27 protein-coding genes are annotated in these 22,879 nt (G+C 70.3%); 14 read left to right on the top strand and 13 right to left on the bottom strand.

The window, feature by feature from the left end; translation table 11 throughout:
• Positions 1–138: 138 nt before the first annotated feature.
• The 3 genes from J2S55_RS42750 to J2S55_RS42740 are packed head-to-tail and all read right to left on the bottom strand — an operon-like array spanning position 139 to position 1,146.
• Positions 139–465, bottom strand: coding sequence for a DUF1048 domain-containing protein (locus J2S55_RS42750; protein WP_306873225.1), 327 nt, complete (start codon positions 463–465; stop codon positions 139–141).
• A 1-nt stretch (position 466) separates the two neighbouring features.
• On the bottom strand, positions 467–823 hold the full coding sequence (locus J2S55_RS42745) for a DUF1048 domain-containing protein (RefSeq protein ID WP_306873223.1): 357 nt from the start codon (positions 821–823) through the stop codon (positions 467–469).
• Entirely contained in the window at positions 820–1,146 is a 327-nt protein-coding gene (locus tag J2S55_RS42740) for a PadR family transcriptional regulator (RefSeq protein ID WP_306873220.1), read from the bottom strand. The genes J2S55_RS42745 and J2S55_RS42740 overlap by 4 nt, the downstream gene beginning before the upstream one ends.
• A 618-nt stretch (positions 1,147–1,764) precedes the next feature.
• On the opposite strand from J2S55_RS42740, the gene J2S55_RS42735 reads away from it, so the two are divergent.
• The 6 genes from J2S55_RS42735 (at position 1,765) to J2S55_RS42710 (ending at position 5,693) form a co-directional block, all read left to right on the top strand.
• Complete coding sequence (locus J2S55_RS42735) at positions 1,765–2,292, top strand: GNAT family N-acetyltransferase (RefSeq protein WP_306873218.1); 528 nt, start codon at positions 1,765–1,767, stop codon at positions 2,290–2,292.
• Between the two features lie 692 nt (positions 2,293–2,984).
• Complete coding sequence (locus J2S55_RS42730; protein WP_306873215.1) at positions 2,985–3,323, top strand: DUF2255 family protein; 339 nt, start codon at positions 2,985–2,987, stop codon at positions 3,321–3,323.
• A gap of 2 nt (positions 3,324–3,325) precedes the next feature.
• Positions 3,326–4,303, top strand: coding sequence for an aldo/keto reductase (locus J2S55_RS42725; RefSeq protein ID WP_306873213.1), 978 nt, complete (start codon positions 3,326–3,328; stop codon positions 4,301–4,303).
• 32 nt (positions 4,304–4,335) lie between these two features.
• Entirely contained in the window at positions 4,336–4,500 is a 165-nt protein-coding gene (locus J2S55_RS42720; protein WP_306873211.1) for a hypothetical protein, read from the top strand.
• Between the two features lie 11 nt (positions 4,501–4,511).
• Positions 4,512–4,925, top strand: a complete 414-nt coding sequence (locus J2S55_RS42715; protein ID WP_306873208.1) for a (R)-mandelonitrile lyase — start codon at positions 4,512–4,514, stop codon at positions 4,923–4,925.
• A gap of 132 nt (positions 4,926–5,057) precedes the next feature.
• On the top strand, positions 5,058–5,693 hold the full coding sequence (locus J2S55_RS42710; RefSeq protein ID WP_306873205.1) for a hypothetical protein: 636 nt from the start codon (positions 5,058–5,060) through the stop codon (positions 5,691–5,693).
• Between the two features lie 126 nt (positions 5,694–5,819).
• Here J2S55_RS42710 and J2S55_RS42705 read toward each other — a convergent pair whose 3' ends face one another.
• On the bottom strand, positions 5,820–6,164 hold the full coding sequence (locus J2S55_RS42705; protein ID WP_306873203.1) for an ArsR/SmtB family transcription factor: 345 nt from the start codon (positions 6,162–6,164) through the stop codon (positions 5,820–5,822).
• A 128-nt stretch (positions 6,165–6,292) separates the two neighbouring features.
• Between J2S55_RS42705 and J2S55_RS42700 the strand changes: the two genes are divergently transcribed.
• Entirely contained in the window at positions 6,293–7,489 is a 1,197-nt protein-coding gene (locus J2S55_RS42700) for an MFS transporter (protein WP_306873202.1), read from the top strand.
• Between the two features lie 174 nt (positions 7,490–7,663).
• Entirely contained in the window at positions 7,664–7,903 is a 240-nt protein-coding gene (locus tag J2S55_RS42695; RefSeq protein ID WP_306873200.1) for a hypothetical protein, read from the top strand.
• A 239-nt stretch (positions 7,904–8,142) separates the two neighbouring features.
• Here the strand turns inward: J2S55_RS42695 and J2S55_RS42690 are convergent, their stop codons facing one another.
• A complete protein-coding gene (locus J2S55_RS42690) occupies positions 8,143–9,024 on the bottom strand; it encodes a hypothetical protein (RefSeq protein ID WP_306873198.1) in 882 nt (293 codons plus the stop codon).
• A 135-nt stretch (positions 9,025–9,159) separates the two neighbouring features.
• Between J2S55_RS42690 and J2S55_RS42685 the strand changes: the two genes are divergently transcribed.
• Together J2S55_RS42685 and J2S55_RS42680 are read left to right on the top strand one after the other, a co-directional pair.
• Entirely contained in the window at positions 9,160–9,669 is a 510-nt protein-coding gene (locus J2S55_RS42685; RefSeq protein ID WP_306873196.1) for a hypothetical protein, read from the top strand.
• Between the two features lie 239 nt (positions 9,670–9,908).
• Positions 9,909–10,862 carry a helix-turn-helix domain-containing protein gene (locus tag J2S55_RS42680; RefSeq protein ID WP_306873195.1) on the top strand — a complete coding sequence of 318 codons (954 nt, stop codon included), beginning with the start codon at positions 9,909–9,911 and terminating at the stop codon, positions 10,860–10,862.
• A 65-nt stretch (positions 10,863–10,927) separates the two neighbouring features.
• Here J2S55_RS42680 and J2S55_RS42675 read toward each other — a convergent pair whose 3' ends face one another.
• From J2S55_RS42675 to J2S55_RS42660, 4 genes are all read right to left on the bottom strand, one after another.
• A complete protein-coding gene (locus J2S55_RS42675) occupies positions 10,928–14,662 on the bottom strand; it encodes a S8 family peptidase (protein WP_306873193.1) in 3,735 nt (1,244 codons plus the stop codon).
• Positions 14,663–14,903: 241 nt separating this feature from the next.
• Positions 14,904–15,698 carry an ABC transporter permease gene (locus tag J2S55_RS42670; protein WP_306873190.1) on the bottom strand — a complete coding sequence of 265 codons (795 nt, stop codon included), beginning with the start codon at positions 15,696–15,698 and terminating at the stop codon, positions 14,904–14,906.
• A complete protein-coding gene (locus J2S55_RS42665; protein ID WP_306873187.1) occupies positions 15,695–16,576 on the bottom strand; it encodes an ABC transporter ATP-binding protein in 882 nt (293 codons plus the stop codon). Before J2S55_RS42665 ends, J2S55_RS42670 begins: the two co-directional genes overlap by 4 nt.
• On the bottom strand, positions 16,573–16,929 hold the full coding sequence (locus tag J2S55_RS42660; protein WP_306873183.1) for a hypothetical protein: 357 nt from the start codon (positions 16,927–16,929) through the stop codon (positions 16,573–16,575). The genes J2S55_RS42665 and J2S55_RS42660 overlap by 4 nt, the downstream gene beginning before the upstream one ends.
• Before the next feature lie 56 nt (positions 16,930–16,985).
• Between J2S55_RS42660 and J2S55_RS42655 the strand changes: the two genes are divergently transcribed.
• Positions 16,986–17,375 (top strand): GntR family transcriptional regulator, encoded by a 390-nt coding sequence (locus J2S55_RS42655; RefSeq protein WP_306873181.1) that lies wholly within the window; start codon positions 16,986–16,988, stop codon positions 17,373–17,375.
• Positions 17,372–18,517 (top strand): DUF1648 domain-containing protein, encoded by a 1,146-nt coding sequence (locus J2S55_RS42650; RefSeq protein ID WP_306873179.1) that lies wholly within the window; start codon positions 17,372–17,374, stop codon positions 18,515–18,517. The genes J2S55_RS42655 and J2S55_RS42650 overlap by 4 nt, the downstream gene beginning before the upstream one ends.
• 174 nt (positions 18,518–18,691) lie before the next feature.
• On the opposite strand, the gene J2S55_RS42645 is transcribed toward J2S55_RS42650, so the two are convergent.
• The gene (locus J2S55_RS42645; RefSeq protein WP_306873176.1) at positions 18,692–19,333 is read right to left on the bottom strand and encodes a class I SAM-dependent methyltransferase; all 642 of its coding nucleotides are present in this window, start codon (positions 19,331–19,333) and stop codon (positions 18,692–18,694) included.
• A gap of 113 nt (positions 19,334–19,446) precedes the next feature.
• Here J2S55_RS42645 and J2S55_RS42640 point away from each other — a divergent pair, with 113 nt between their 5' ends.
• Positions 19,447–20,103 carry a TetR/AcrR family transcriptional regulator gene (locus tag J2S55_RS42640; RefSeq protein ID WP_306873173.1) on the top strand — a complete coding sequence of 219 codons (657 nt, stop codon included), beginning with the start codon at positions 19,447–19,449 and terminating at the stop codon, positions 20,101–20,103.
• Between the two features lie 48 nt (positions 20,104–20,151).
• Here the strand turns inward: J2S55_RS42640 and J2S55_RS42635 are convergent, their stop codons facing one another.
• From J2S55_RS42635 to J2S55_RS42625, 3 genes are all read right to left on the bottom strand, one after another.
• Positions 20,152–20,661, bottom strand: coding sequence for a DUF2690 domain-containing protein (locus J2S55_RS42635; RefSeq protein ID WP_306873170.1), 510 nt, complete (start codon positions 20,659–20,661; stop codon positions 20,152–20,154).
• A 136-nt stretch (positions 20,662–20,797) separates the two neighbouring features.
• Positions 20,798–21,355, bottom strand: coding sequence for a YdeI/OmpD-associated family protein (locus J2S55_RS42630; protein WP_306873167.1), 558 nt, complete (start codon positions 21,353–21,355; stop codon positions 20,798–20,800).
• Positions 21,352–21,735, bottom strand: coding sequence for a VOC family protein (locus J2S55_RS42625; protein ID WP_442480496.1), 384 nt, complete (start codon positions 21,733–21,735; stop codon positions 21,352–21,354). The genes J2S55_RS42630 and J2S55_RS42625 overlap by 4 nt, the downstream gene beginning before the upstream one ends.
• 100 nt (positions 21,736–21,835) lie before the next feature.
• On the opposite strand from J2S55_RS42625, the gene J2S55_RS42620 reads away from it, so the two are divergent.
• The gene (locus tag J2S55_RS42620) at positions 21,836–22,810 is read left to right on the top strand and encodes a helix-turn-helix transcriptional regulator (protein ID WP_306873161.1); all 975 of its coding nucleotides are present in this window, start codon (positions 21,836–21,838) and stop codon (positions 22,808–22,810) included.
• The last annotated feature ends 69 nt before the right edge of the window (positions 22,811–22,879 follow it).

Below are 22,879 nucleotides of genomic sequence, written 5' to 3'. Positions count from 1 at the left end.
CCGCGACGGCGGCTCCGGCGGGAGGCAACCGGCGCGACTCGGCGCGCGCAGCGGCAAGCAGGCTTTCGACGGTCAGGGGCCCGATGTTCTCCTCCGGCTCACCCGTCGAAGAACTCCGCCGGCACCGGTCGACGGGTGTTACTTCTCGGCCGTGCCGGGTCTCCCGCTGATGGACTCCTGATAGATGTCCGCGTAGGTGCGCGAGTCCTTCATCAGGTCGTCGCAGAAGGCGGCGACGTCATTGCCGATGAGTTCCAGGACTCCCTTGCCGGCCGCGGCGCCCTCCTCGAAGAAATCGAGGATCCCTGAGAGTAGGGACCCGTCAAGCAAGTCGATCGGTCCAACCTTGAAGATGTATTTCTGAATCTCCTTGTAGACGATCTCATAGTCCGGCGGGAGCGCCTTGACCCGCGCCATGTGCGCCCGCCACTGCTTCTTGCCTTCGATGATGTCCTGGATGCCCACGTCAGCCTCCTAGCCGGCCCAATTTCTTTGCGACGTTTCTGTTCAACTGCTCGCGCCACCGGTCGCGATGGTTCCGAGCTCCTTCTCCGCCGGCCAGTGCCGCGCAGAAGCCCTCGATGTCGTCACCCAGCACCTCGTGAATGCTCTGCCCGTCGGACGCTGTCTCTTCGAGCAGCCCCAGAGCATTGTCGAGAATCGGCATCAGATTTCGACCTGTGAAGTCCGCGTAGGGAGAAAGATGGCCCTTGATCTCTTCCCACGCCGCCCGGTAGTCGGCCGGCAATTCCTTGGCCCGGGTTTCGAACGCCTTCCATTCCCTGGTGAGATCGCTGCCTGTCATGGTCTCCCAGAAGTTCATCTCCCGCCCTCCTTGAGCTTGTCGATCCGTGATGTGATGTACTCCCATTTGGCCCAGAACCTTGCGAGTTCTTCGCGCCCCGCGTCGTTGAGCACATAGAACTTGCGCGGCGGGCCCAGCCCGGACGGTCGTTTCGTCGCCTGGACGAGCCCGTTCTTCTCCAGCCGCAGCAGGATGGTGTAAACCGTCCCCTCGACGACGTCGGCGAAGCCGAGTCCGTTCAGCCGACGCGTGATGGCGTACCCGTAGGTCTCCTCGCTGCCGATGATTTCAAGCACGCAGCCCTCAAGCGTGCCCTTCAGCATCTCCGTCAGGTCGTCCATCGTGGGTCCTCTTCGGTCTCTTGGTACTTTGTGCTACCGAGTACTGCTACACGGTATCACAGAGTAGCGAACCAGGCGCCCAGCGAGCGGCGAGCGCCAGACCACGGAAGCGATTCGATCATCGGCCCGCGACCGGATGCTCGGCATCACCACCTGGCCCGGCGGCCACATCCGGTCCGTGTGCGGCCGCGACGACGATGGCCCGCGCACCGTGTCGGGCCATCGTCACCTCCGGAGCACGCCGTCGTGGCGCCCCGCGTTGCCCGGGTCCCTGCGAAAGCCGTGGTCAGAGACGTGACTGCCCGTTTCTCCCGTACTTGGTCATCGGCCATCACCAACTCCACCAGGGCGTCATCGGCGCCGGCATGTACGTGACAACTGCCTGTTGCCATGTACTGCTCCGGCTGCCCGACGGGACGCGGCGCACCCTGCAACATGTCACGCTCAGCCCCGGTCGGATCGGCGACATCGCCCGCACCGCCCTCGTCCTCGGCGGAATCCGGAAGTGATCTGTTCCGTCTCAACGGAACTGCTCCAGGGTCAGAGCTGTGACCTGCGGCGACGAGATCGCAAAGAATCGCGTGAGCCGCTCGGGGAGTATCGTCGAGGATGGTCCCCATGACCCATGTGATCGAAGCTCCCCGTGCCGACGACGCCGCGTCTCTGGGCCCGCTGCAGTTGAGGGCCTGGCTGCAGACGTATCCCTGTGAGGACGCGGGGATCGATGAGAACTGGATCCGTGAGCACCGTGGCTCTTCTGCCACAGAGGAGGGAATCGCCCGGTGGCGGGAGTTCATCGAGGCGGCGAGACGGCAGCCGGATCTGCTGTTCTGCCGTGTCGTCCGCTCCGGGACGGAGATCGTCGGCTTCCTCTGCGGCCGCCGGGACGAGGTGGTCACTCTCGGGCCGATGTATCTGCTGGAGGAGGTCCAGGGCCGAGGCATCGGAGGCCGGCTGATGGGTGAGTTCCTCACCTGGGCGGGGAACACACCTATGCGCCTGTGGGTCACCGACTACAACGAGCGCGCGATCCGCTTCTACCGGCGCCATGGATTCAAGGCCACAGGCGAGCGAGAGCTCTGGCAAGGAAAACTGCCAAACGTGCGTATGGCCCGAGACGCCACCTCGAGCGACAACCTCGGCTGAGCCGGCACGGGATCAGACCGCCCGAGACGAATGATCAGCAGTATCCGCCGGATTTTCCGTTGCGCCGCGGGAGACGCGCCGGGGAGCGGTTTGCCGATGAGGGCGAGGGGGATGAAGAAGCAGACCTGGCCGATCGCCATGATGAGCGTGGCGAGTGCCTTGTCGTCGTAGCGGTCGGACGCCTGGGCGTAGAGGTCGTCGGGGATGCGCTCACCGTAGGGGGTGGCGGTGAGCACCGCCCCCACCAACGCCAGTGCGATCCGTTCGGTTCCAGTGAAGCAGGACGCCACGGCGGTGACGCGCTCCTCCGCTTCTCCCGCGCTGCGGAGGTTGCCGGTGCGCAGGGCGGTCAGGTAGGTGCTGCCGACGATTGTGACCGGTGATCGTGACCGTTTTTCCGGGCGGGGGTGACGACTGTTCCGCCTTCACCGTGCCGCTCTGGTCGATTCACGGGTGCGTGCCGCGCGCCCCTTCAGGGGCGGTCAGTTGCTCGGGCCCTGTGTCCTGGCCCGTCGGGCTCGGGATCGGACCAGTTGGCTCAGGACAGGACCAGTTGAAGGAGAAGCGGCGACGGGTGTAGCCGGAGGCGACGCCGCTGAGAGGGGCGGCGAAGGATTCCGAGCCGGCCGGGCCGTTGTGGCCGAACGTGTTGGCGCTCAGGCGATTTTACCGACAACAGACCTCCGCCAGGCGTGCCGGTCGTCCAGTTCCGACCGGCCGCGGGTAGGTCCAACGGCGACCACGGAAGACGGCGACCACGGAAAGACGGCGACCACGGAAAGCGGGAGGCTCCCAGGCGCTCCGGCGCCTGGTGTCGCGGCACCCGGACCGGCCACGGAGGCCGCATCTGGGCCGGCGGTCTCCAGCGGGACGTCACCTTCGCCGACGCCGATCCCGCCGATCCCGCCGTCCACGACCAGATCGACGAGGTCTACCGCACCAAGTACCGCCGCTACGGCGCGGACATCATCGGCGGCGTCGTCATCCCCCAGGCGCGCGCAGCGACGATCAAACTCGTTCCCGAGAGGTGACCATGAAACACACCACCCTGAGAGATCTGGACGTCTCCCGCATCGGCCTGGGCACGATGGGCATGTCCTTCGGCTACACCGGCGCGGGCACCGATGACGCCGAGTCCGTCCGCACCATCCGTCGCGCGCTGGAGCTGGGCGTCACCTTCCTCGACACCGCCGAGATCTACGGGCCGTACGCCAACGAGGAACTTGTCGGCCGGGCTCTGAAGGGCCACCGGGACCAGGTCGTGCTGGCGACCAAGTTCGGCATGATCTCGCACGCGTACGGCGGCCCCGGACACCTCGACAGCAGCCCGGCCAACATCCGCACCGCCGTCGAAGGATCGCTCAAGCGTCTCGGCACCGACCGCATCGACCTGTACTACCAGCACCGCGTCGACCCGAACGTCCCCATCGAGGACACCGTCGGCGCCCTGGCCGAACTGGTCGAACAGGGCAAGGTCCGCCACATCGGCCTGTCGGAGGCCGGGCCGGACACGATCCGCCGCGCCCACGCCGTCCACCCGGTCACCGCCGTGCAGTCGGAGTACTCCCTGTGGACCCGGGACGTGGAGGAGCGGGTGCTGCCGGTGCTGCGCGAGCTGGGTATCGGGTTCGTGCCGTACTCACCGCTGGGCCACGGCTTCCTCACCGGCGCGATCCGCTCTCCCGAACAGTTCGACGACACCGACTGGCGCAAGACCAACCCGCGCTTCACCGGGGAGAACTTCCGGCGCAACCTGCGCCTCGCCGACGAGGTCCAGGCCGTCGCCACCGAGGTGGGTGCCACGCCGGCGCAGGTGGCCCTGGCCTGGCTGCTGGCGAAGGGCGAGCACATCGTCCCGATCCCCGGCACCAAGCGGGTCGCGCGTGTCGAGGAGAACATCGCCGCCGACGGCATCGAGCTGACCGCCGAGCGGATCGGCAAGCTCGACAACCTCCCCCCGGCCGCCGGCGAGCACCACAACGAGGAGCAGATGCAGATGATCGAGCGCTGAAACCGCGGCTCCCGCGGTTGAAAAGATCAACCGTGACCGGATCCAGCCCGCTCGTCACACTCGACAGTCCGCTCATCACACTCAACAGTCCGCTCATCACGCTCGACAGCCCGCTCGTCACACTCGACAACGGAGTGCGGGCGCCTGCCCTCGGGCTCGGCGTCCGCCGGACGACCAGACCGTGGATCAGCTACTGAGGAGACCGAACATGGAAGTCCTGCGGAAACGCCCCACCGGCAAGGGCCCGGCCGAATGGTTCACCGGCGACGTCTGGTTCGACGTCATCCACGCCGGCACCGAGCCGTCGCGGATGCGGGTCAACGTCGTGCGCTTCGCCCCCTGCTCGCGCACCGCCTGGCACCGGCACGCCGTCGGGCAGACCCTGCACGTCACCGAGGGCATCGGGCTGGTGCAGTCCCGCGGCGGCGAGATCGTCGTGATGTGGCCCGGCGACACCGTCCGCACCCCGCCCGGGGAGTGGCACTGGCACGGCGCGGCCCCCGACCACTTCATGGCCCACCTGGCCATGTGGGAGGGCGTCGGCGAGGCGGACGTACCCGAGACCGAGTGGGGCGCGCTCGTCACCGACGAGGAATACCACGCCCATCCCGCCGTCGGCTGACATCGCGGGGGAGCACGGCACCGGCGCGACGGCGGACCCGGCCGGCTCACCGAAGCTGGACGGACGCGTTGTCGACGCACTGTTATAGATAGATGACCTACATGTAGCTTGTCTACGTATAAACTCGGCACCATGGGTCGACACGCGCGAAACCTTCTGGTCTGCCTGCACGTGGTGACGTCGGTGGGCTGGATGAGCCAGGCGCTCGCACTGTTCGCTCTGCTGGTCCACGGCATGACCGCCGGCGACCCCCATGCCTATGAGATGGCCGAAGTGCTTGACGCCGAGGTGCTGGTGCACCTGGCCAACGCATCGGCCTTCACCGGACTCATGCTGGCGCCGCTGACCCGGTGGGGCTACTTCCAGTACTGGTGGGTGCTGGTCAAGTTCGCCATCACCATGATCCAGATCTGTGTCGCGATCTTCCTGCTCAGTCCTCGACTCACCGCGCTCGCCGACGGCGGGCAGGCCGACTCCGCGGCGCTTGCGGCCGGTACGATCCTGATGGCCTCGGCCATCGCCTTTCAGTGCTGGCTCTCGGTGGCCAAGCCCTGGAAGCGCACCCCCTGGACCGCCACGCCGCCGAAACCGCCGGCGCCACCTGGCCTGCTGGTCTCCTTCATCATCGCCGTGCCCCTGCTCGACTACCTGCTCGCCTCCCGTCTCGGCCATCCCGCGCCGCTGCTGACCGTGCTGACCGCGATCGCGTATCCGATCTGGCGCAGACACCGCCTCGCCCGTCCGGGCCGCATCCAGGCGTCACGATGATCGCCGGTGCGCCGGCTGAGGCCGAGCGCCGCCCGGGCGGCTGTCCGCCATGACCGCGGAGCCCGCCGGAGGCGACTGTCGGGGGTGTCGGTCGGCCGGCGTGCCGACGGGGGAGTGCCCCGTCGCTCAGGGTGTCTCGATGGGGCCGGTGGTCGCGGTCTCGCGCATGCGTCCGGCCAGCACGGAGTCGAGCAGGCCGGGGAACAGCGCGTCGAGATCGTCGCGGCGCAACCGCACCAGCCTGGACCGGCCCTGCACGGTGGTCCATGTCACGCCCGCCTCGCGTAGCACCCGGTAGTGGTGCGACAGCGTCGTCTGGTGAACGTCGATCTGGTCGCCGAGCGTGGTGCAGCTGTCCTGCCCCATCCGGTCGAGCCGCTGGACGAGCTCCAGCCGTACTGGATCCGCCAGCGCCCGCAGCACCTCCGTCAGCCGGATCGCCTCGGTCGCCGGTTGTGTCACCTCACGCATCGCCGCATCCCGTCTTCCGTGTGCTCGCATCCTATCCAAACTATGGATACATGGACAAGCATCCATATGTTTCCTAGACTGCCGCTCGATCTACTGCCGAGTGCTCCTGTGGAAAGGCGGTTACCGCCGTGTTGAGACGGCTCCTTCCCCTCGCCCTGGCCACCTTCGCCGTCGGCACCGACGGCTATGTGATCGCGGGTCTGCTCTCCTCCATCGCCGCCGACCTTGAGGTCTCCATGCCCGCCGCCGGCCAGCTGGTGACGGTGTTCGCCCTGGTACTCGCGGTGTCGGCACCCGTCATGGGGGCGATCACCAGCGGACTCGACCGGCGTTCCGCGCTGCTGATCGCGTTGGGCGTGTTCGTGGTCGGCAACGTCATCACCGCCCTGAGCACCAGCTACGGGGCGGTGATGATCGCCCGCGTCGTCACCGCGATCGGCGCCGGCGTCATCACCTCCGCCGCCTCCAGCACCGCGGCGGCCGTCGCGCCCGCCGAACGCCGCGGCACAGCGCTGGCCTTCGTCCTGGGCGGCCTGACCCTGGCGACCGCGCTGGGCCTTCCCCTCGGCACACTGATCGGCCGGACCGACTGGCACCTCACCCTGTGGGCCGTCGCCGGGATCGGTCTCATCGCGGCCGCCGGGATCGCCGCCGCCCTGCCGAAGGTGACGCTCCCCGCAGCCTCGCTGACCGACCGGTTGCGTCCGCTCAAGCAGGGCCGCGTCCTGGGTCTTCTGGCCGTCACGGCCCTGGTCTTCCTCGGTGCCTACATCGTCTACACCTACATCGGCCCGGCCCTGCGGGGCGCGACCGGCGGCTCCGAGTCACTGCTCACCGTCATCCTGCTGGCCTGGGGAGCCGGTACCCTGGCCGGCAACATCGCCGCCGGACGGCTGGTCGACCGGCACAGCCCCACCCGCGTCGTCACCGTGGCCCTCGTCATCGCGACCCTCGCCCTGGCCGTCGCCCCGGCGGCGACCGGCGCCCTCGCGCCCACCCTGGCGTGGGCCGGGATCTGGGGCGTGACCATCGGCGTCATCGTGGTTCCGCAGCAACACCGGCTCATCGCCCTCAGCCCCGCCGCCGCGCCCGTCCTGCTCGGTCTCAACTCCTCGGCCATCTACGTCGGAGTCGCCCTCGGCGGCGGTCTTGGCGGGCTGGCGCAGGAGTCGTTCGCCATCGCTCCCGCCGACCTGGGGCTGCCGGCCGCGGGCGTCACCGCCCTGGCCCTGCTCTGCCACCTGGCCGCCGCGCGCCGCCACGCCGGCCGCACGCCCGCGGAGTCCGCGCCGGCCCCGGCCCCTTCGGGGCGGGCCAGGGCATGACAGCTTCCGCACCACCATCGGGGTCTCCGGTTGGAGGATTATCCGGCTTGGGGGGACACGCCTGGATGGTCCCATGCTTGGACTCGCTCACTCTCGGTAGTCAGATGGAGCGTGTAGTGACCGGAGAGGGCGGTCCGCAACAGGCGGCATGCCCCTGCTCAAAGGAGTACCGCGATGACCCGCACCACGATCGCCGCCGCACTGATCGGCGTCGGCGCCATCCTGGCCGTGCCCGCAGCCGCCGGCTCGGCCCACGCAGCAGCGACCCCGTCCGACCCCATCAGCGATCTGTTCGGTGGCGGCTACTACGGTGGTGGCGGCGGCTACTACGAAAGCTCCGGCAGCGGGATCGGCCACGGCGTTGGGGTGGGTGGCCTCATCGGCATCGGCGGCATCGGGCTCGACATCCTCTAGGGGACCGGTAGCGGTGGGGCGGCCGTTGACGGCAGGTGGGACACGGACCTGTCCGGGTGACCACCGGCGCCTGCGGCCCTTCGAGGGTCGTCCAGGGCGTCAGGCCGCCCCGGCTGCTTCCGGGCTCAGGCGTGGCTCGGCGCGGAACAGCCGCGCCGCGGCCACCACGCCGGCTCCGGCGCGCCTCGACGGTCCGTCGTCGTGGGCCGGGCCGCGGACACGGAGCCGCCGCTGCGGGGTCATGGACCCACCGGCCTGAGGAAGCCTTCGAGGACCACCAGGCCCTTGCCGTACTTGGCGTCGACCTCGCGCTGGAGCTCCGGGGTGACGACCCAGACCCCGACCTTGACGTAGCCCGCCCGTCCGTCCGCCCAGACGGAGGTCGCGCCCTTGATCTCCTCCTGCGCCCTCTCCTGGAGTGCCCGCAGCTCCGCCGTGGTGCGCTGGGCCCGGCTCAGGCACAGCGCACCGCCCCAGACCTCGCGGATCGCGGGCTCGTGGACGGCCGGGTCGCCGGTGAAGCGCAGGTTCAGCACCAGCCGCTCCGCGTCGTTGGCGTGCCGCTCCACCGATCGAGGGTCGTCGGGGTCGAAACCGTCGATCTCCTTGAGGTAGCCCTGGTCCAGCCAGCTGCCGGCGTATCCGGGGAGCTGCTCGGCCCTGGCGATCGCGGCCGCCATCGCCTCCCGGGTGGCCTTCGCCGGGTCGACCGGGCGCCAGCCGCCCGCGGGCTTCGGGCACGGTGTGCTGAAGTCGGGCTTGTCACCTGGGGCATCGTGGCGTTTGGCGGGGCGCGGGGGCTCGGTGAGCGTGAGCCTTCCGCCGTCCCAGGTGCCGACCACGTGGTATTCGCCCCAGCGCACGCCGTTCCGGGCGGAGTGCTCGACCGCGTTCCAGTCCCACCCGACGATGTCGGGCCCGCCGCACTGGGGCGGCAGGGAGGTGGCGACGGCGGCGCAGAGCTGGGGACCGTGCTCCGCGTTGGCGAGTACGGTCCCGTCGGCCTGGTACCGCGTCGGGGCAGCCGAGGGAGTCGAGGGAGTCGAGGGAGCGGTCGCCGCGGACTCGGTGCCGCAGGCGGCGAGCGTCACGAGCACGGCCACCAGCCAGATGCCTCTCATGTCCCTGAGACGGGTGGAGGCGCTCAGGGGTTCACGGTTTCCCTGTCGTTCCGGCAGCAAGGCGGCCGCCGGCAGCAGGGGACGGCACAACTGTGCTCCAAACGATTTCCAAGTGAGGCGGATCACTCTGAGGGCATGACGAACTTATGGCGCCGAACCGCCGCCGTTGCAGGGCTCCTGCTGGTGCTGCCACTGATGCAGGCGGCCCCCGCCAGCGCCCACCGCAGCTCCGGTGAGCTGCTCATCCGCCTCATCAGCCTGTATGCCGCCGACATCTCCGAGTCCGGCCACGACGAGCTCTACATGCTCCGCAGCGGCAACGGCCTGGTCTGGCCCAGCCAGTATCCGGGTATCAGCACCGCGCAGAACGACTGCATCGTCTTCGACTCCAGCAGGGCCGCCTGCCCGCCCGGCAGCAACGTCCGGGCGGCGGGGGACCAGAACATCAACTGGGCCAATCTCACCGCCGCCCCGAACGAGCAACTCACCCTCGAGCTGCAGGAGGAGGACCTGGTCGGCGACGACAAGCTGGGCTCGGTCCGCATCACCGCCGTCGCGGGCAGGAGCTGGGAGCTGACCTGGGCCAAGTCCGGCGACTTCGAGTATCGCTTCGCCTACAGCGTCACCACGAACCCCTGGCCGTGACCGTCCGCTGACCACTTCCCGGGACAGGCGAGCCAAGCGTCAAGGGGGTACGGCGCGGGTCGGCCGCCGGCACGGCCGCTGACCCGCGCACTACGTCTTTGACGCTCACTCGGGCCGCCCCGCCTGCCTGACGCTACGGCTCGCTCGCGCTCCTTGATCGCCCGGATGTTCCCCACGGCCGGGCACGAGGCATAGTAGCCCGGGACGAATGTTGCGATGTGGTCAGAAAGTGATTAAAGATGCTGAATAGGCTGGGGATCAGCGAGCAGGAGGAGGCCGTCTACGTCGAGCTCCTGCGACGTCACCGGGTGACGGCCTCCGACATGGCCGAGGCGCTGGACCTGCCGGTGACGACCGTGACAGCCGCTGTGGCCCGACTCGCCGCGCTCGGCCTGGCCACCCGCGACAACAGCGGGTTGTACGTGGTCGTGCCGCCCGACGTCGGGCTCGGCACGCTGATCGCGCAGCGGCAGGCCGCACTGCAACAGGTTCAGGGCAGGTTGGCGGAGCTGGTGGAGGTCTACCGGACCGGGGCCGCCTCGCCCGCGGGTGAGATAGAGGCGCTCACCACGCCGGAGCAGCTCGCCACCTGGCTCGACAACATGGAGCGCGGCGCCAAACGGGAGGTGCTGGCCTTCTTCCGGCCCCCGTATGTGCTCGACGTCAACCTTGACGACTCCACCAACGCGCTGCCCACCTACCGTTACGTGTACGAACGCGCCGCCCTCGACGATCCGCGAGCGCCCGCCGAGATCGGCAGATTCCTCAAGAGCGGGTACGAGATCAGGATCGCCGCCGAGCTGCCCAGCAAAATGATCATCGTGGACCGGGAGGCGGTGCTGCTGCCGATGCTGCCCGACCAGACAAGCGTCCATCCGGGTTTCCTCCTGGCACGGGGGCAGTCGCTGGTCCACCTGCTGGTGGCGCTCTTCGAGCGGGTCTGGCAGGCGGCGACGCCGTTGCGGCTCACCGCCACGAGCGTGACCGAAGGGGTTCCCGCATGGGACGACATCGACGTGGCACTGCTGACATACCTGCTGTCCGGCATGCCGGACAAGACGGTGGCCAGCCGGCTCGGCACCAGCGAACGCACCGTGCAACGCAGGATCCGCCGGCTGATGAAGCTGGCCGGAACAGACAGCCGCATGCAGCTCGCCTGGTACGCCGCCCGGTCCGGCATGATCCCCTCGTGAGGTGATCCGGACGGCACCGGGGCGCCCCGTCCGCCGAGCGGATGGAGGCGCCCCGGCCCGTCGGGCTACCGCCGCAGTCGGTAGGCGTGGGTCACGGTCTGCAGGACGGTGTTGCCGTCGGCGTCGGTGGCCTGCGCCCGCAGCGAGACGGACCCGCCGGCCTTGGCGGACGCGGGGTTCCTGATCGTGCCGGCGAAGGCCGCGTCACCGGCGGCGGCGAGCCTCACCTCCTGCCAGGTGGCGCCGTCGTCGTAGGAGGCCCACAGCTTCGCCTCGGTGATCCGCAGGCCGGCCATGCCCTTCGGGTACCGCAGGCCGATCCCGACCTTGGTCGCGGACTTCACCGCGGCGCTGTTGGCCTGGTCGACATCGAGGTCGTAGTCGACCGACAGCACCGGCAGCGGTGTCCCGGCGTCGGCCTTCTCGGAGCGGAACGTCCAGTCGGTGTTCACCTTGGTGGAGGTGGTCCACCACGGCTGGTCCCGCTGCGCGTCCACCACCACACGGTAGGTGGCGCGCTCCGGCGCCACGGGGAAGGCGACGGCCGCCGACGGCGCGGTTCCGAGCAGCTCACCGTTCCGGTACACGGTGGCCTTCTCCTTGTCGGTGAAGGCGCGGTTGACGAACATCTGGTCGGGCGTCGTGTCGATCAACCCGCCCCCGAACACTATGGCGACGTCGCCGTTGCGGACGGCCGACCCGACCATCCCGCTCGGCAGCGCCGTACGGACCACGGCCTTGTTCCAGTCGCGGGACACCCGCTGACCGGCCTTGAGCACCGCCGGCGCGGTCTGCTGCCAGGCGCCGCCGGCCTCCCACACGGTTCCGACCTGCATCATCTCCCATGTCCGCACGTCGGGCGTGACGAACTCGGTAAGGGGGCGCGGGGCGATCATCCGGTCGAACACCATGTACGCCACGCTCTGCATCGGTGAGACGATCGCTCGGGCGTACCCGGCCTCCGTGCCGGGCGACGAGGCGTGGAAGGTCGACTGGACCGTGGCGAGCTCGCTCGCGCGCACCCGGTACCGCTGGTCGGCGGGGATGCCGCCCTGCCGGTACTTGATCAGCTGATAGGAGTACGGGCTCACCGCCGTGCCCGTGAGCACGATCTTGGCCCTGCCCCGGGCCGACAGCTCCGCGAGCCGGGCGCCCTGAGCGCCCGAGAGCGTCATCGCCGGGATCTTGGTCTCCGCCGTGGCCCAGTTGTCGGCGCCCCAGTTTTCGGGCTTGTCGTTGTAGATGATGATGGCGCGCGCCCCGGCCGCCGCGGCGGCGTCGATCTGCTGCTGCGGCGTGACGGCGGCGCTGCGCTTCACCAGGGCGAGTCTGCCCCGGACGTCCTGCCCGGCGTCCGCCACCCGCAGGACCTGGGTGCCGTCGATGCGCGCCGAACCGGCCCTGCCCCGGAAGTACGCCGGCTCGATCGGCCCTCCACCGTGGCCGACGACCTGCGCCTGCAGCTCCGGCGCGCCGAGCGACCACGCGACGCGCGACTCGAAGTGGCTGCTCGTGACCTGCGACGGGACGGAGTAGACCTTCGTCTCGCCGTTCATCCACTGCTCGACGCCGAAGACGTTCGAGTTGGTCGTGTCCCGCATGGCCAGACCCAGCCGGATCCGGTTCGTCTGGTTCGGCTTCGGGGTGTCCATGGTGACCGGGCCGGCCTTGCTGCCGTCGAACGTGATGGTCCGGTCGGAGTCGATGAGCGTGCCGGGCTCGCCACCGTAGGTGTACTCCCAGATGCGGTTCCCGTCGGCGCTGTAGTGGAAGATCTCCGACATGAAGGCGTGCTCGCCGCGGGGCAGCCGCGCCACCACGGTGCCGTCCTCCCCGGGCAGGTGCATCTCGGGCAGACCGAGCTTCCCCAGACTGAAGTCATGAACGACGGCGATGCCGGTCGTCGGCTTGCCGTCCCGGTCGAGCACCTTGAGGGTGACGTTGAAGCGCTCCACGTCCCTGACGAAGCCGACCGCCGTCGTCACGACCGTCTGGCCGTCGGCCGTGGTGGCGGTGACGTGCGCGCCGTGCGCCCCCGCCGCCGTGGCGGCCGTGTCAACGGTGACGCTCGCCGCGGCGGTGCCGTGGGCCGGCACGGTCACCGTTTCGGCGCCGAGGCTCAGCGCTCCGGCCGGCAGGTTCTCGCCCGCGCCCTTGGCCGACAGCGTGAGGGTGACAGGCTGGTCGCTGTCGTTGACGTAGTCGATCTGCTTGGTGACCGGGCCGCTGCCGGAGTCCCAGTCCGAGAGGCCGAAGTCGATCACGCCCGGCCCGGAGACCGGCTGCCGGACGGCGCGGCTCACGTCGACGCGGCCGGCGCCCTGGGAGTGCACCGGCGTGTCGGCCGTGGTCTTCGCCGTGCTGATGAGCTGGCTCTTCAGCCGCGCGGCGGTCCAGTCCGGGTGCTCCTGGGCGAGGATCGCGGCGGCGCCGGCCACATGCGGTGTGGCCATGGAGGTGCCGCTCGCGGTGGTGTAGGTGTCGCCTACCGGCGTGCCCATCGAGGTGCCGGCCGCCCGGGCGGCCACGATCTTGAAGCCGGGGGCGGTGATCTCCGGCTTGAGGGCGCCGTTGCCCCCGCGCGGGCCGCGGCTGGAGAAGTCGGTGACCGCGTCGGTGGAGTCGACCGCGCCGACGGTCAGGGCCGCGTCGGCGGCGCCCGGTGAGCCCACCGTGGTCGCCCCCGGTCCGCTGTTGCCCGCGGCGATGGTGAACAGCACGCCGGTCTCGGCGGTCAGCTGGTTGACCGCCATCGCCATCGGATCGGTGCCGTCGGCGCCCTCCTGGCCGCCGAGGCTCATCGAGACGACCTTCGCGCCCGAGTGGGCGGCCCAGCTCATCCCGTCGAGGATCCACGACTCCATGCCGCCGCCCTCGTCGGCGAGCACCTTGCCCACCAGGAGCTTGGCGCCGGGCGCCACACCCTTGTACTTGCCGCCGGACGCCGCGCCGGAGCCGGCGATCGTGGAGGCGACATGTGTGCCGTGGCCGTGGCCGTCCTGCACCGTCTCGTCCGGGACGAAGCTGCGGCTGTCGGCGATCCTGTCGGCGAGGTCGGGATGGGCCGGGTCCACGCCGGTGTCCAGCACCGCGACCTTGACGCCGGTGCCGTCGTACCCGGCGGCCCAGGCCTCGGGGGCGCCGATCTGCGGCACGCTCTTGTCGAGCAGCGCCTTCACCTTGCCGTCCAGCCAGAGTCGCTGGATGCCGCCCGAGAGCCGCGTCTTGGGGGTACCGGCCTTGGCGGTGTCGTCGTCGACGGCCTCCCAGAACCTGTCACCCTGCTTCTTGTCCGCGGTGATGGCCGCTCCGCGGACGCCGGGCAGGCTCCGCGTGACCCGGCCACCGTCGGGCGCGCTCGGCTCACCGGCCTTCTTGGCGGTCTTCTCCGGATACTGCACGATCATCGGGATCGACTCGCTGTGCGCGTCGTCGTAGCCCTGGGCGATCAGCTGGGTGACGTTGAACAGCCGCTTGTCCACCTGGCCGGAGCCGACGAGCGACTCGGCCTCCTTCGGCATCACGTACACGTCGGTGCCGACCGTGAAGGTGCGGAGGTCGCCGGCCGAGCGGTTGTGCGGGGTCACGTTGACCGAGACGGTCTTGCCCGCCTGGCTGGTCACGGTGACCTGGTCACCGGTGATGAGGGTGACCCGCGCGGTGGTGGCCGACGCCGTCGGTACGGCGCTGACCTTGGCGACAGGGGCCGGCGAATCGCCGTGGGCGATTCCGGTGCCGGCCACGACAAGCGGGACGACGAGGGAGGCACCGAGCAGTGCCGCTCTACCTCTGATTGGCATTGAGGAGCTCTCTTCCTGCCGGCAGGGGGGTCGGCACCGGCAGGAAAAGCTTCGTCAAGGAGAGACCGGCGCCGCTACGACTGCGCCTGGCGGACAGTGGACATGTCAGGTCGCCGCCACCTTCCGGTCCGCGGCCCGTGATCCACGGGCGCTCGACGCGCGTCCACGCGCTGATGCGACGGTGGGCCGGGGGCCCGGCGCTGATCGTGCAGCCGCAGAGCGGCCTCGGTCGCACGGACGCTCACATGATGTCCCGCCGCAACGGCGCCACGACGGCGACGGCGACCGCGGCCAGGGCGTAGCAGATCAGTACGGCGCCGCCCGCCGGTGCGGACAGCAGCTGGGCCGCGGAGGAGCCGGTCTGGTCGGCGACGGCGTCCGCCAGGTAGGTGAAGCCGGTCAGCGCGGCGGTGGCACCGCCCGGGAGGTAGGGGTAGAGCACCTTGATCCCGGGGATGACCATCAGCACGGTCTCGATCATGTAGAAGTAGGCGCCGACCACGACGAGGGCGGCCACCTGGTTGCGGAGGAGGGCGCCCACGGCGACCCCCAGCAGGGTGTAGACCGCCATGGTGAGGGCGATACGGCCCAGCAGGACCGCGACCGTGGCGGCCGGGAGGCCGAGCGCGATGCCCTTGAGCGCGGCCGCGCCGAAGAGGGCGCCGCCTGCCACGGCCGCGGCGAGCGCGCCGTAGGCGAGCCCGGCCCCGGTGTGGACCACCAGCTTGGCCGCGAGCCAGGTCCAGCGCCTGGGGGCGTACAGCGTCGTGGTGGTGATGGTCCGGTGCCGGTACTCCGAGGACACCGCGACGGTGCCGAGCAGGGCGGGGGCGAAGACGGTGAACCCGAGCAGGCCCAGCAGCATGTGGGTGCCCTGGGCGGTGTCCAGCCCGGGCATCGGAGGGGTGAAGTTCTCCGGGCCGACGAGCGCGAGCAGGCCGACGAGGCTTCCGCTGCCCAGAGCGGCGAGTATTCCCCACAGCCAGAGCCTGGTGCTGGTCAGGCGCGTCCATTCCGCTGCCAGGAGCGCGGTCATCGGGAACCTCCGGTGAGGTGCAGGAAGGTCTGTTCGAGGGTGGGGCGTTCAGGGGTGATCTCGTGCAGGACGATGCCGTGGGCGGCGGCCGCGGCGGCGACCTCGGCGGTGCTCAGACCGAGGACGCGCAGGAGGTCCGGCCGTGGCCGCTCCACCCGGATCCCGTTCTCCGCCAGCCTGGCTGCGAACAGGTCCGCTCGCGGGGAGCGGACCAGCACGGCCGCCGTGCCGTACAGCTCGGTGACGGGTCCGGTGGCGACCAGGCGCCCGTCACGGATCACCACGACGTGGTCGGCCATGTGCTCGATCTCGCCGAGGACATGGCTGGAGACGAGGATGGTGCGGCCGTCGGCGGCCAGGTCGCGGACGAAGTGGCGCAGCCAGGCGATGCCTTCGGGGTCCAGGCCGTTGCTCGGTTCGTCCAGCAGCAGCACCTGGGGGTCGCCGAGCAGCGCGGTGGCCAGGCTGAGGCGTTGCCGCATGCCGGTGGACAGGGCGCGCGTCGGGCGGTCGGCGAAGGCCGACACCCCGGTCAGGTCGGCGACCTGCCTCACCCGGCCTGCGCCGTACCGGCCCATACGGGCGTAGACCCGCAGGTGGTCGCGGGCGGTGTGGGCGGGGTGGAAGCCCGCGCTGTCCAGCACCGCGCCGACGGCGTCGGACGGACGGGGCAGGTCGGCGTAGCGCCTGCCGCCGAACGTGGCGGTGCCGGAGTCCGCCGCGACCAGGCCCAGCATCATCCGCATGGTGGTGGACTTGCCGGCGCCGTTCGGCCCCAGGAAACCGGTCACGACGCCCGCTCCGACCTCGAAGCTGAGGTCGGTGACGGCACTCACCGACCCGAACGCCTTGGTCAGGCCACGGGCCTCGATGTTCACGCCGTCACCGCCGTCAGCTGCCGCTGGAGCCGCTCGGCGTCCGGAACGCTGAGGATCAGCTCGTCGTGGCCCGACACCCGGCTCTTCAGGACGATCCGCAGACCGGGGACCTCCCGCCGGGCGGCGACCAGGCACTTGGCGCCGGTCGGGGACGCCCAGGTGCCGATCTTGACGACGCCGGAGAAGCGCAGGCCGTAGTGCCTGCCCTTGGCGGCCGCGAGCGGCCGGTCGAGCCGGTGCACCTCGCCGACGGCCGCCACCGGCACGCTCACCGCGCCGGTCCTGCTGAACGGCCGTGTCCACGGGGCGAAGTGCACGGTCAGTGTTCCCTGGTGAATCTCTACCTGCAACATGACGTGTCTCCAAGTGCTATCTGTTCTATTAGTTGTATATCAGATAGAGTGATGGCGTGCAGCTGACCCTTGACCTCGACAGCGAGGTCCCGATCTACCAGCAGATCCGGGACCGGATCGTGGAGGCGATCGCCAGACGGCAGGCGCGGGAAGGTGACCCGCTACCCTCCACGCGGCAACTCGCCGCGGACTTCGGCGTCAACTTCCATACCGTGAACAAGGCCTATGACCTGCTGCGACAGCAGGGCGTCATCCGGATCAACCGCAAGAGTGGCGCGGTCGTGCGGCGCGATGCCGACACCGGCCCGCCCGAGGCACCCTTTATCGACGACTGGGAGGAACGCATGCGCGTGCTGCTGGCGGAAGCCACCGTTCACGGCATGGACCGGCAGGATGTGCTGCGCCGGTGCGAGGCTCTACTGATCGGTTTCGAGGAGACGGCGTGATCCCGTTGCTCGGCGCCGACCTGATCCTCGTCGCACTGGTGACGTCCTTCATGCTGGCCCTGCCGGCGGTGGCCAGGCCCACACTGCCGTTCGGGGTGCGCGTGGGCATCGAGCAGGCGGGTGATCCCGGCGTCATCGCGGCGCGGCGGTCCTACGCCCGCCTGGTCGTCGTGGCGGCCACGGCCGTCGCGGCGGTCTCGGCCCTCGTGCTGCTGGTCACCGGATCTCCGGCCGTGATCGGCGTCACCACGACGGCGGTGCTCGTCGTGGACCTGCTGCTGTACTACCGGGCTCATCGCGGGGTCCGCGCCGCCAAGCACGCCGGTGAGTGGGCGGCCGGGCGGCGTCAGGGCGTCACCGTGGACACCACCTTCCGCACCGACCCGGTCCGCGTGCCGTGGCCGTGGGGGCTGCCCGCCCTGGCCGTTCTGCTGCTGACCGGGGGCACCGGCTGGTCACGCTACGGCGGACTGCCCGCCACGCTGCCGCTGTTTCCCGGATACGGCACGGCCTCCACGGAGCGGGTGCCCACGACCCTCGTGAGCGCCTTCCAGCCGGTGATCTACCAGATCGCCGTCGTCCTGACCGTCCTCGCCGCGGTCCTGGTCGTGCTGCGTGCCCGTCCCGACCTCGACGTCGCCAGGCCCAGGGGCTCAGCCCGCCGCTACCGCGTCTACCTGCGCGGCGTCGCGGTGATGTCGCTGCTGTCAGCGGCCTGCCTGAACCTGAGCCTGTTCCTCGCGGCGCTACCGCTGTGGGAGATCGTCGACCCCGGGGTCATCTGGCAGGTGGCCGTCTACGTCCCGCTTGTCGCGGTGCTGGGCGGCTGGCTGGCCTGGGAGATCAAGGTCGGCCAGGCCGGGCACCGGCTGCCCGCCCTGCCCGGCGAGGAGCGGGAGGACTCCGGGATCGGCCAGCGCGACGACGACCGCCACTGGTTCCTCGGCGGCGCCGTCTACGTCAACCGCCAGGACCCGGCCCTCCTCGTGCACGCCCGCCTCGGCTCCTCCTCGTGGACGCTCAACCTCGGCCACCCGATCGCCTGGCTCCTGATCGGCGTCCTCGCCGCCGTCCTGATCGTGTTCGGCGTGCTGGCGTCGGCGGGCGTCGTGGATCTGCCCCAGAAACACAACGGCTTCTGAGCGTTCACCGGCGACGCGTCGGGCTCGACCCCGTACTCGGACACGGTCGCGCCCGGACGGCGTGCCCCCCGGGGTCCTCCCGGCGGGCACGGGGCCGGACCGGCGGCGGGGGAGAGGCGGACGGATCGCGCCGGCGTGACGCGCCTCAGCCGTTCCGGCACGCGGCCGACGCCCTCATCCGATCGTCGCCGTCCCGATCACGCGGGGAGAGCTGGGCCCGGGGCGGCCGCCGATGAGGAAATCGAAATGCCGGGCCCGGTCGATGGCGAATCCCGCGTCGGTGATGGCCCGCTCGGTGTCGCGGGCGAGGTGGCAGCCCGCCCCCTGCAACGGCCAGACCAGGTCCAGGGCGCGCTGCATCCGCGCGAGATCCGGACGCGGTGAGCGGATGTGCTCGTAGAAGTACAGGTGACCGCCGGGGCGCAGCACGCGGGCCGCTTCGGCCAGGCAGCGGGGGACGTCGCGGACCGAGCACAGCACCTGGGAGGCCACGACGGCATCGACCGAGTGGTCGGGCAGCGGCAGGTGCTCGGCGTGGCCCGGGTGGACCCGTACGGGTACGGGGGCGTGGGCGGCGGCGCGTTCGGCCAGCAGGCGCAGCCGCGGCTCGGGTTCGATGGCGATGACCTGCCGCACGGCGGGTGGGTAGTGGCGGAAGTTGGCGCCGTGCCCGGCTCCGATCTCCAGGACGCGGCCGCCGGCCCCGGCGAGCAGTTCCCGGCGGTGTGCGAGCGCTCCGTGGGCGTCCTCGTAATCGCTGACGCGCGGGTAGCGGCGCGCGAACAGCGGATGGCGGACCGTCATCCTGATGAACATCCTTCCGAACTGTCGGCCGGCCCGGGCGGGGCCGCCGACCTCTCCTGAACGGCGTCCATGAACGGTGTACATGAACGCTGTACAGGAGAGCCTGCGCCGCGTAGGGTTGTCAAGTGGCTCCAGAGAAACTGACCCGTCAGGCCGTCATCGAGCGGGCGGTGAAGATCGCCGACACCGACGGGCTCCAGGCGGTCACCATCCGCCGGCTCGCCGCCGAGCTCGGCGTCGTGCCGACGGCGCTGTACTGGCATGTCAAGAACAAGGACGGACTGCTCTCCGCGCTCGCCGACCGCCTGCTCGCGGCGCTCGCCGCCGACGTGGACGCGGACCTGCCCTGGGACCGGCGTCTCCGTGCGATGGTCACCGCGCTGGTGGAGCAGACCCGCACGCACCCATACCTGTCCGCCCTGCTGCCGATGATCGACAAGAGTGCGAGCGAGGAATACCGCCGGGCCACCGACACCGCGATCGGGCTGCTCACCGAGGCCGGGTTCACGCTCCAGCAGGCCGACCAGGTGGCCACCTACCTGTTCCTGGGGGCCGTGGCGATGGTCTCCTGCCAGCCCGGCGGCGTGGGAAGCGACGAGGAGGAGGCCGCGGAGCTCAGGCGGCAACACCGCCTCGACCTGGAACGCCTGCCCCCCGGTCGTTACCCCCACCTGGCCGCCTTCGCCGCCACCCTCTCCGGCCCTCCCGACATCGACGCCTACTACGCCTTCGGCGTCGATCTCCTGATGTCGGCGGTGGAGGCCACGGCCCCGAACGGATGAGCGCGGCCGGTGACGGGGGCGCGGAGACCCGGGCTCGGCGGAAGTGGCTCAGCGGAAGTAGCGGTCCGCCTTGCCGAAGGCGTAAGTGACCCACGAGCCCGCGCTGTTCTTGCGGTAGAGGTAGCCTTCGGCCCACATCGAATAATTTCGAGTCATCATCGGCGTGTAGCAGGTGGTCTGGCCGGTTATGACACGCTTGTTGCCATTAGCGGTGTCACAGCTGTAGGCGAGTCTGTGGGTGCCGTGGGGCCCGCTGCGGCGGATCAGCGCGTTTCCGTACTCGCCGGCACCGAGCTTTGCGCCGAAGTTGACGAAGGCCCATGACGTGTTACATGACAGATTTCTCCGTACATGGATAGTGCCGTAGACGGTGTCACCCCGGACGATTTCCTGGGTGGCGACGACCCGTCCGTTGGTGGCGCACGCGCGGCCGTTGATCACCTTGTAGGGTGACCGGCCGTTGTACGGGTCGGCGGCCTCGGCGGCCTGAACCGGGCCGACGAAAGGCAGCAGCGGCAGGACGGCAAGCAGGGCGTATGAGCGAACCTTCGATTTCACCAGGTTCTCCTTCTGCGCGGCATCGCCTGAGGACCTTACCGAATTCCGCTCCCGCCCGACAGGTTACGATCCCGTGCGTGATCGGCCGTTCCGCCTGCCGTTCCGCCTGCCGTTTCGACCTGCCGCCCACCGCGGGTCAGGCCTCCAGTCCTGCGATCACCGTGGTCAGGCAGGTGGCCCTGCTCCGGGGGGTGCGGGTCTTGGCCAGGCGCAGGATCACGGCGTACTGGCCCGTCCTGCCCAGGCGGTCGTAGGCGGCTCTGGCCCCGGGGTGCTCCTGCAGCGCCGCGACCAGGTCGGGCGGGGCGGTGGCGTTGCGCTGGGAGGGGTAGGCGGCGCTCCACCGCCCGTCCACCTGGGCGGAGGCGATCTCCGCGGACCCCGGGGGGCGCATCCGCCCCTCGGCGATCAGCGCCTCCGCCTGCTCGACGTTCATCTGCGACCACGGGCTGCCGGCACGGCGCCGCGAGTATCGCTGCAGGTAGAACTTCTCGTCGAAGGAGCGGCGGTGGCTGTCGATCCAGCCGTAACACAGGCAGGCGGCCAGCGCCTGCGGCTGCGTCACCGAGGTCGCCCCCGACCCCTTCTTGGCGATCTTCAGCCAGACGCCCCTCCCTCCGTCGTGGTGCTCGGCCAGCCAGGATTCCCACTGAGCGGCGTCCTCGAAGGTGAGGACCGCCTCCTCCGCGCTCATCGGGCCGACTCCACGACCTTCAGGTAGTGAGCGTTGTACATGACGCCCAGGATGTTGCCGAAGGGGTCGACCACCGAGGCGGTCACGAATCCGGGGCCGCGCTCGGTGAGCGGGTCGTACACTTTCGCGCCCATCGAGACGAGCCGCTCCACCGTGGCCGCCACGTCGTCGACGTGCCAGTACACGATCACGCCCGCCGGGCCGCTCGCCGCGCCCTCGGGGGCGTAGCGGCTGTCGATCAGGCCCAGCTCGTGCTGGAAGTCGCCGACGCGGAACTCGGCGTATCCGGGCCGCTCGAAGTAGGGGCTCATGCCCAGCAGCTCGGTGTACCAACGGACGGCCTCCGCGTGGTCCTCGGCCCAATAGCTGATGGTGGTCATTCCGCGCAACATGGTGTTCTCCCTTGCCGTTCGCTTGATAACTGAAGAGTAGACTCCTAATAGGTCAGTGAATGTCCTAGCAGTGCGGCAGAGTGAAGTCATGCGCGATCCATCTGGCCGACTGCTGCAACTGCTGTCCCTGCTGCAGACCCCGAAAGAGTGGCCCGGCACCGAACTGGCGGACCGGCTCGGCGTCACCACCCGCACCATCCGCCGCGACATCGACCGGCTGCGCGAGCTCGGCTATCCCGTGCACGCCACCCAGGGCAACATCGGCGGCTACCGCCTCACCGCCGGTACGGCCATGCCACCGCTGCTGCTGGACGACGAGGAGGCCGTCGCCATCGCCATCGGGTTGCGCACCGCCGCCACCGCGGCCGTCGCCGGGGTGGCGGAGACCTCGCTGCGCGCCCTGGCCAAGCTGGAGCAGCTCCTGCCGCAACGGCTGCGCCGCCGGGTGGCCTCGCTCTCCCACGCGACTGTCATCCTGCCGCCCGCCCCAGGACCCACCACCGACGCCGAGGCCCTGGCCGCGCTCGCGGCTGCCTGCGTCATCCACGAGAGGGTCCGTTTCACCTACACCAGGGCCAACGGCCAGAGCAGCCGCCGCCTGGTGGAGCCGCACCGGCTGGTGGCCTCGGGGCGGCTGTGGTATCTGGTCGCCTTCGACGCCGAGCGCTCCGCCTGGCGCTCCTTCCGCCTGGACCGTCTCACCGACGTCCAGCGCACCGGTGTCCATCTGCCCGCCCGCGAGCTGCCCGGCGGCGTCGACGCTCTCACCTGGGTGAAGCAGGCGATCGCGGCGGGCTCCGTCCGCGCCACGGTGCTCCTGCACGCGCCGATCGAGCGGGCCGCCGAGCAGGTCCCCGCCTGGCAGGGCGAGCTGGAGCCTGTCGACGAGCACACCTGCCGGCTGCGCACCCACCCGGACGCGCCCCACTACCTGGCCTACCGCCTGACCCTGCTGCCCATGGACTACACCCTGCTCGACCCGCCGCTCCTGGCCGAGCACCTGGCGTCGATCGCCGAGCGGGCGGGCAACGCCATCCGCGACTTCCCGCGCAGGACCGGTTGACCCGGTCGCTGATCACCCGGAAGCCTCCCGGCCGCCGCCGGGAGGCTTCCACGCGCGATCAGACCGCTG

Origin of the sequence: Streptosporangium brasiliense (assembly GCF_030811595.1) — a bacterium.
Lineage (GTDB): Bacteria > Actinomycetota > Actinomycetes > Streptosporangiales > Streptosporangiaceae > Streptosporangium > Streptosporangium brasiliense.
Note: the sequence above shows the minus strand (reverse complement) of the source record. Positions and strands in the feature narration are given on the sequence as shown.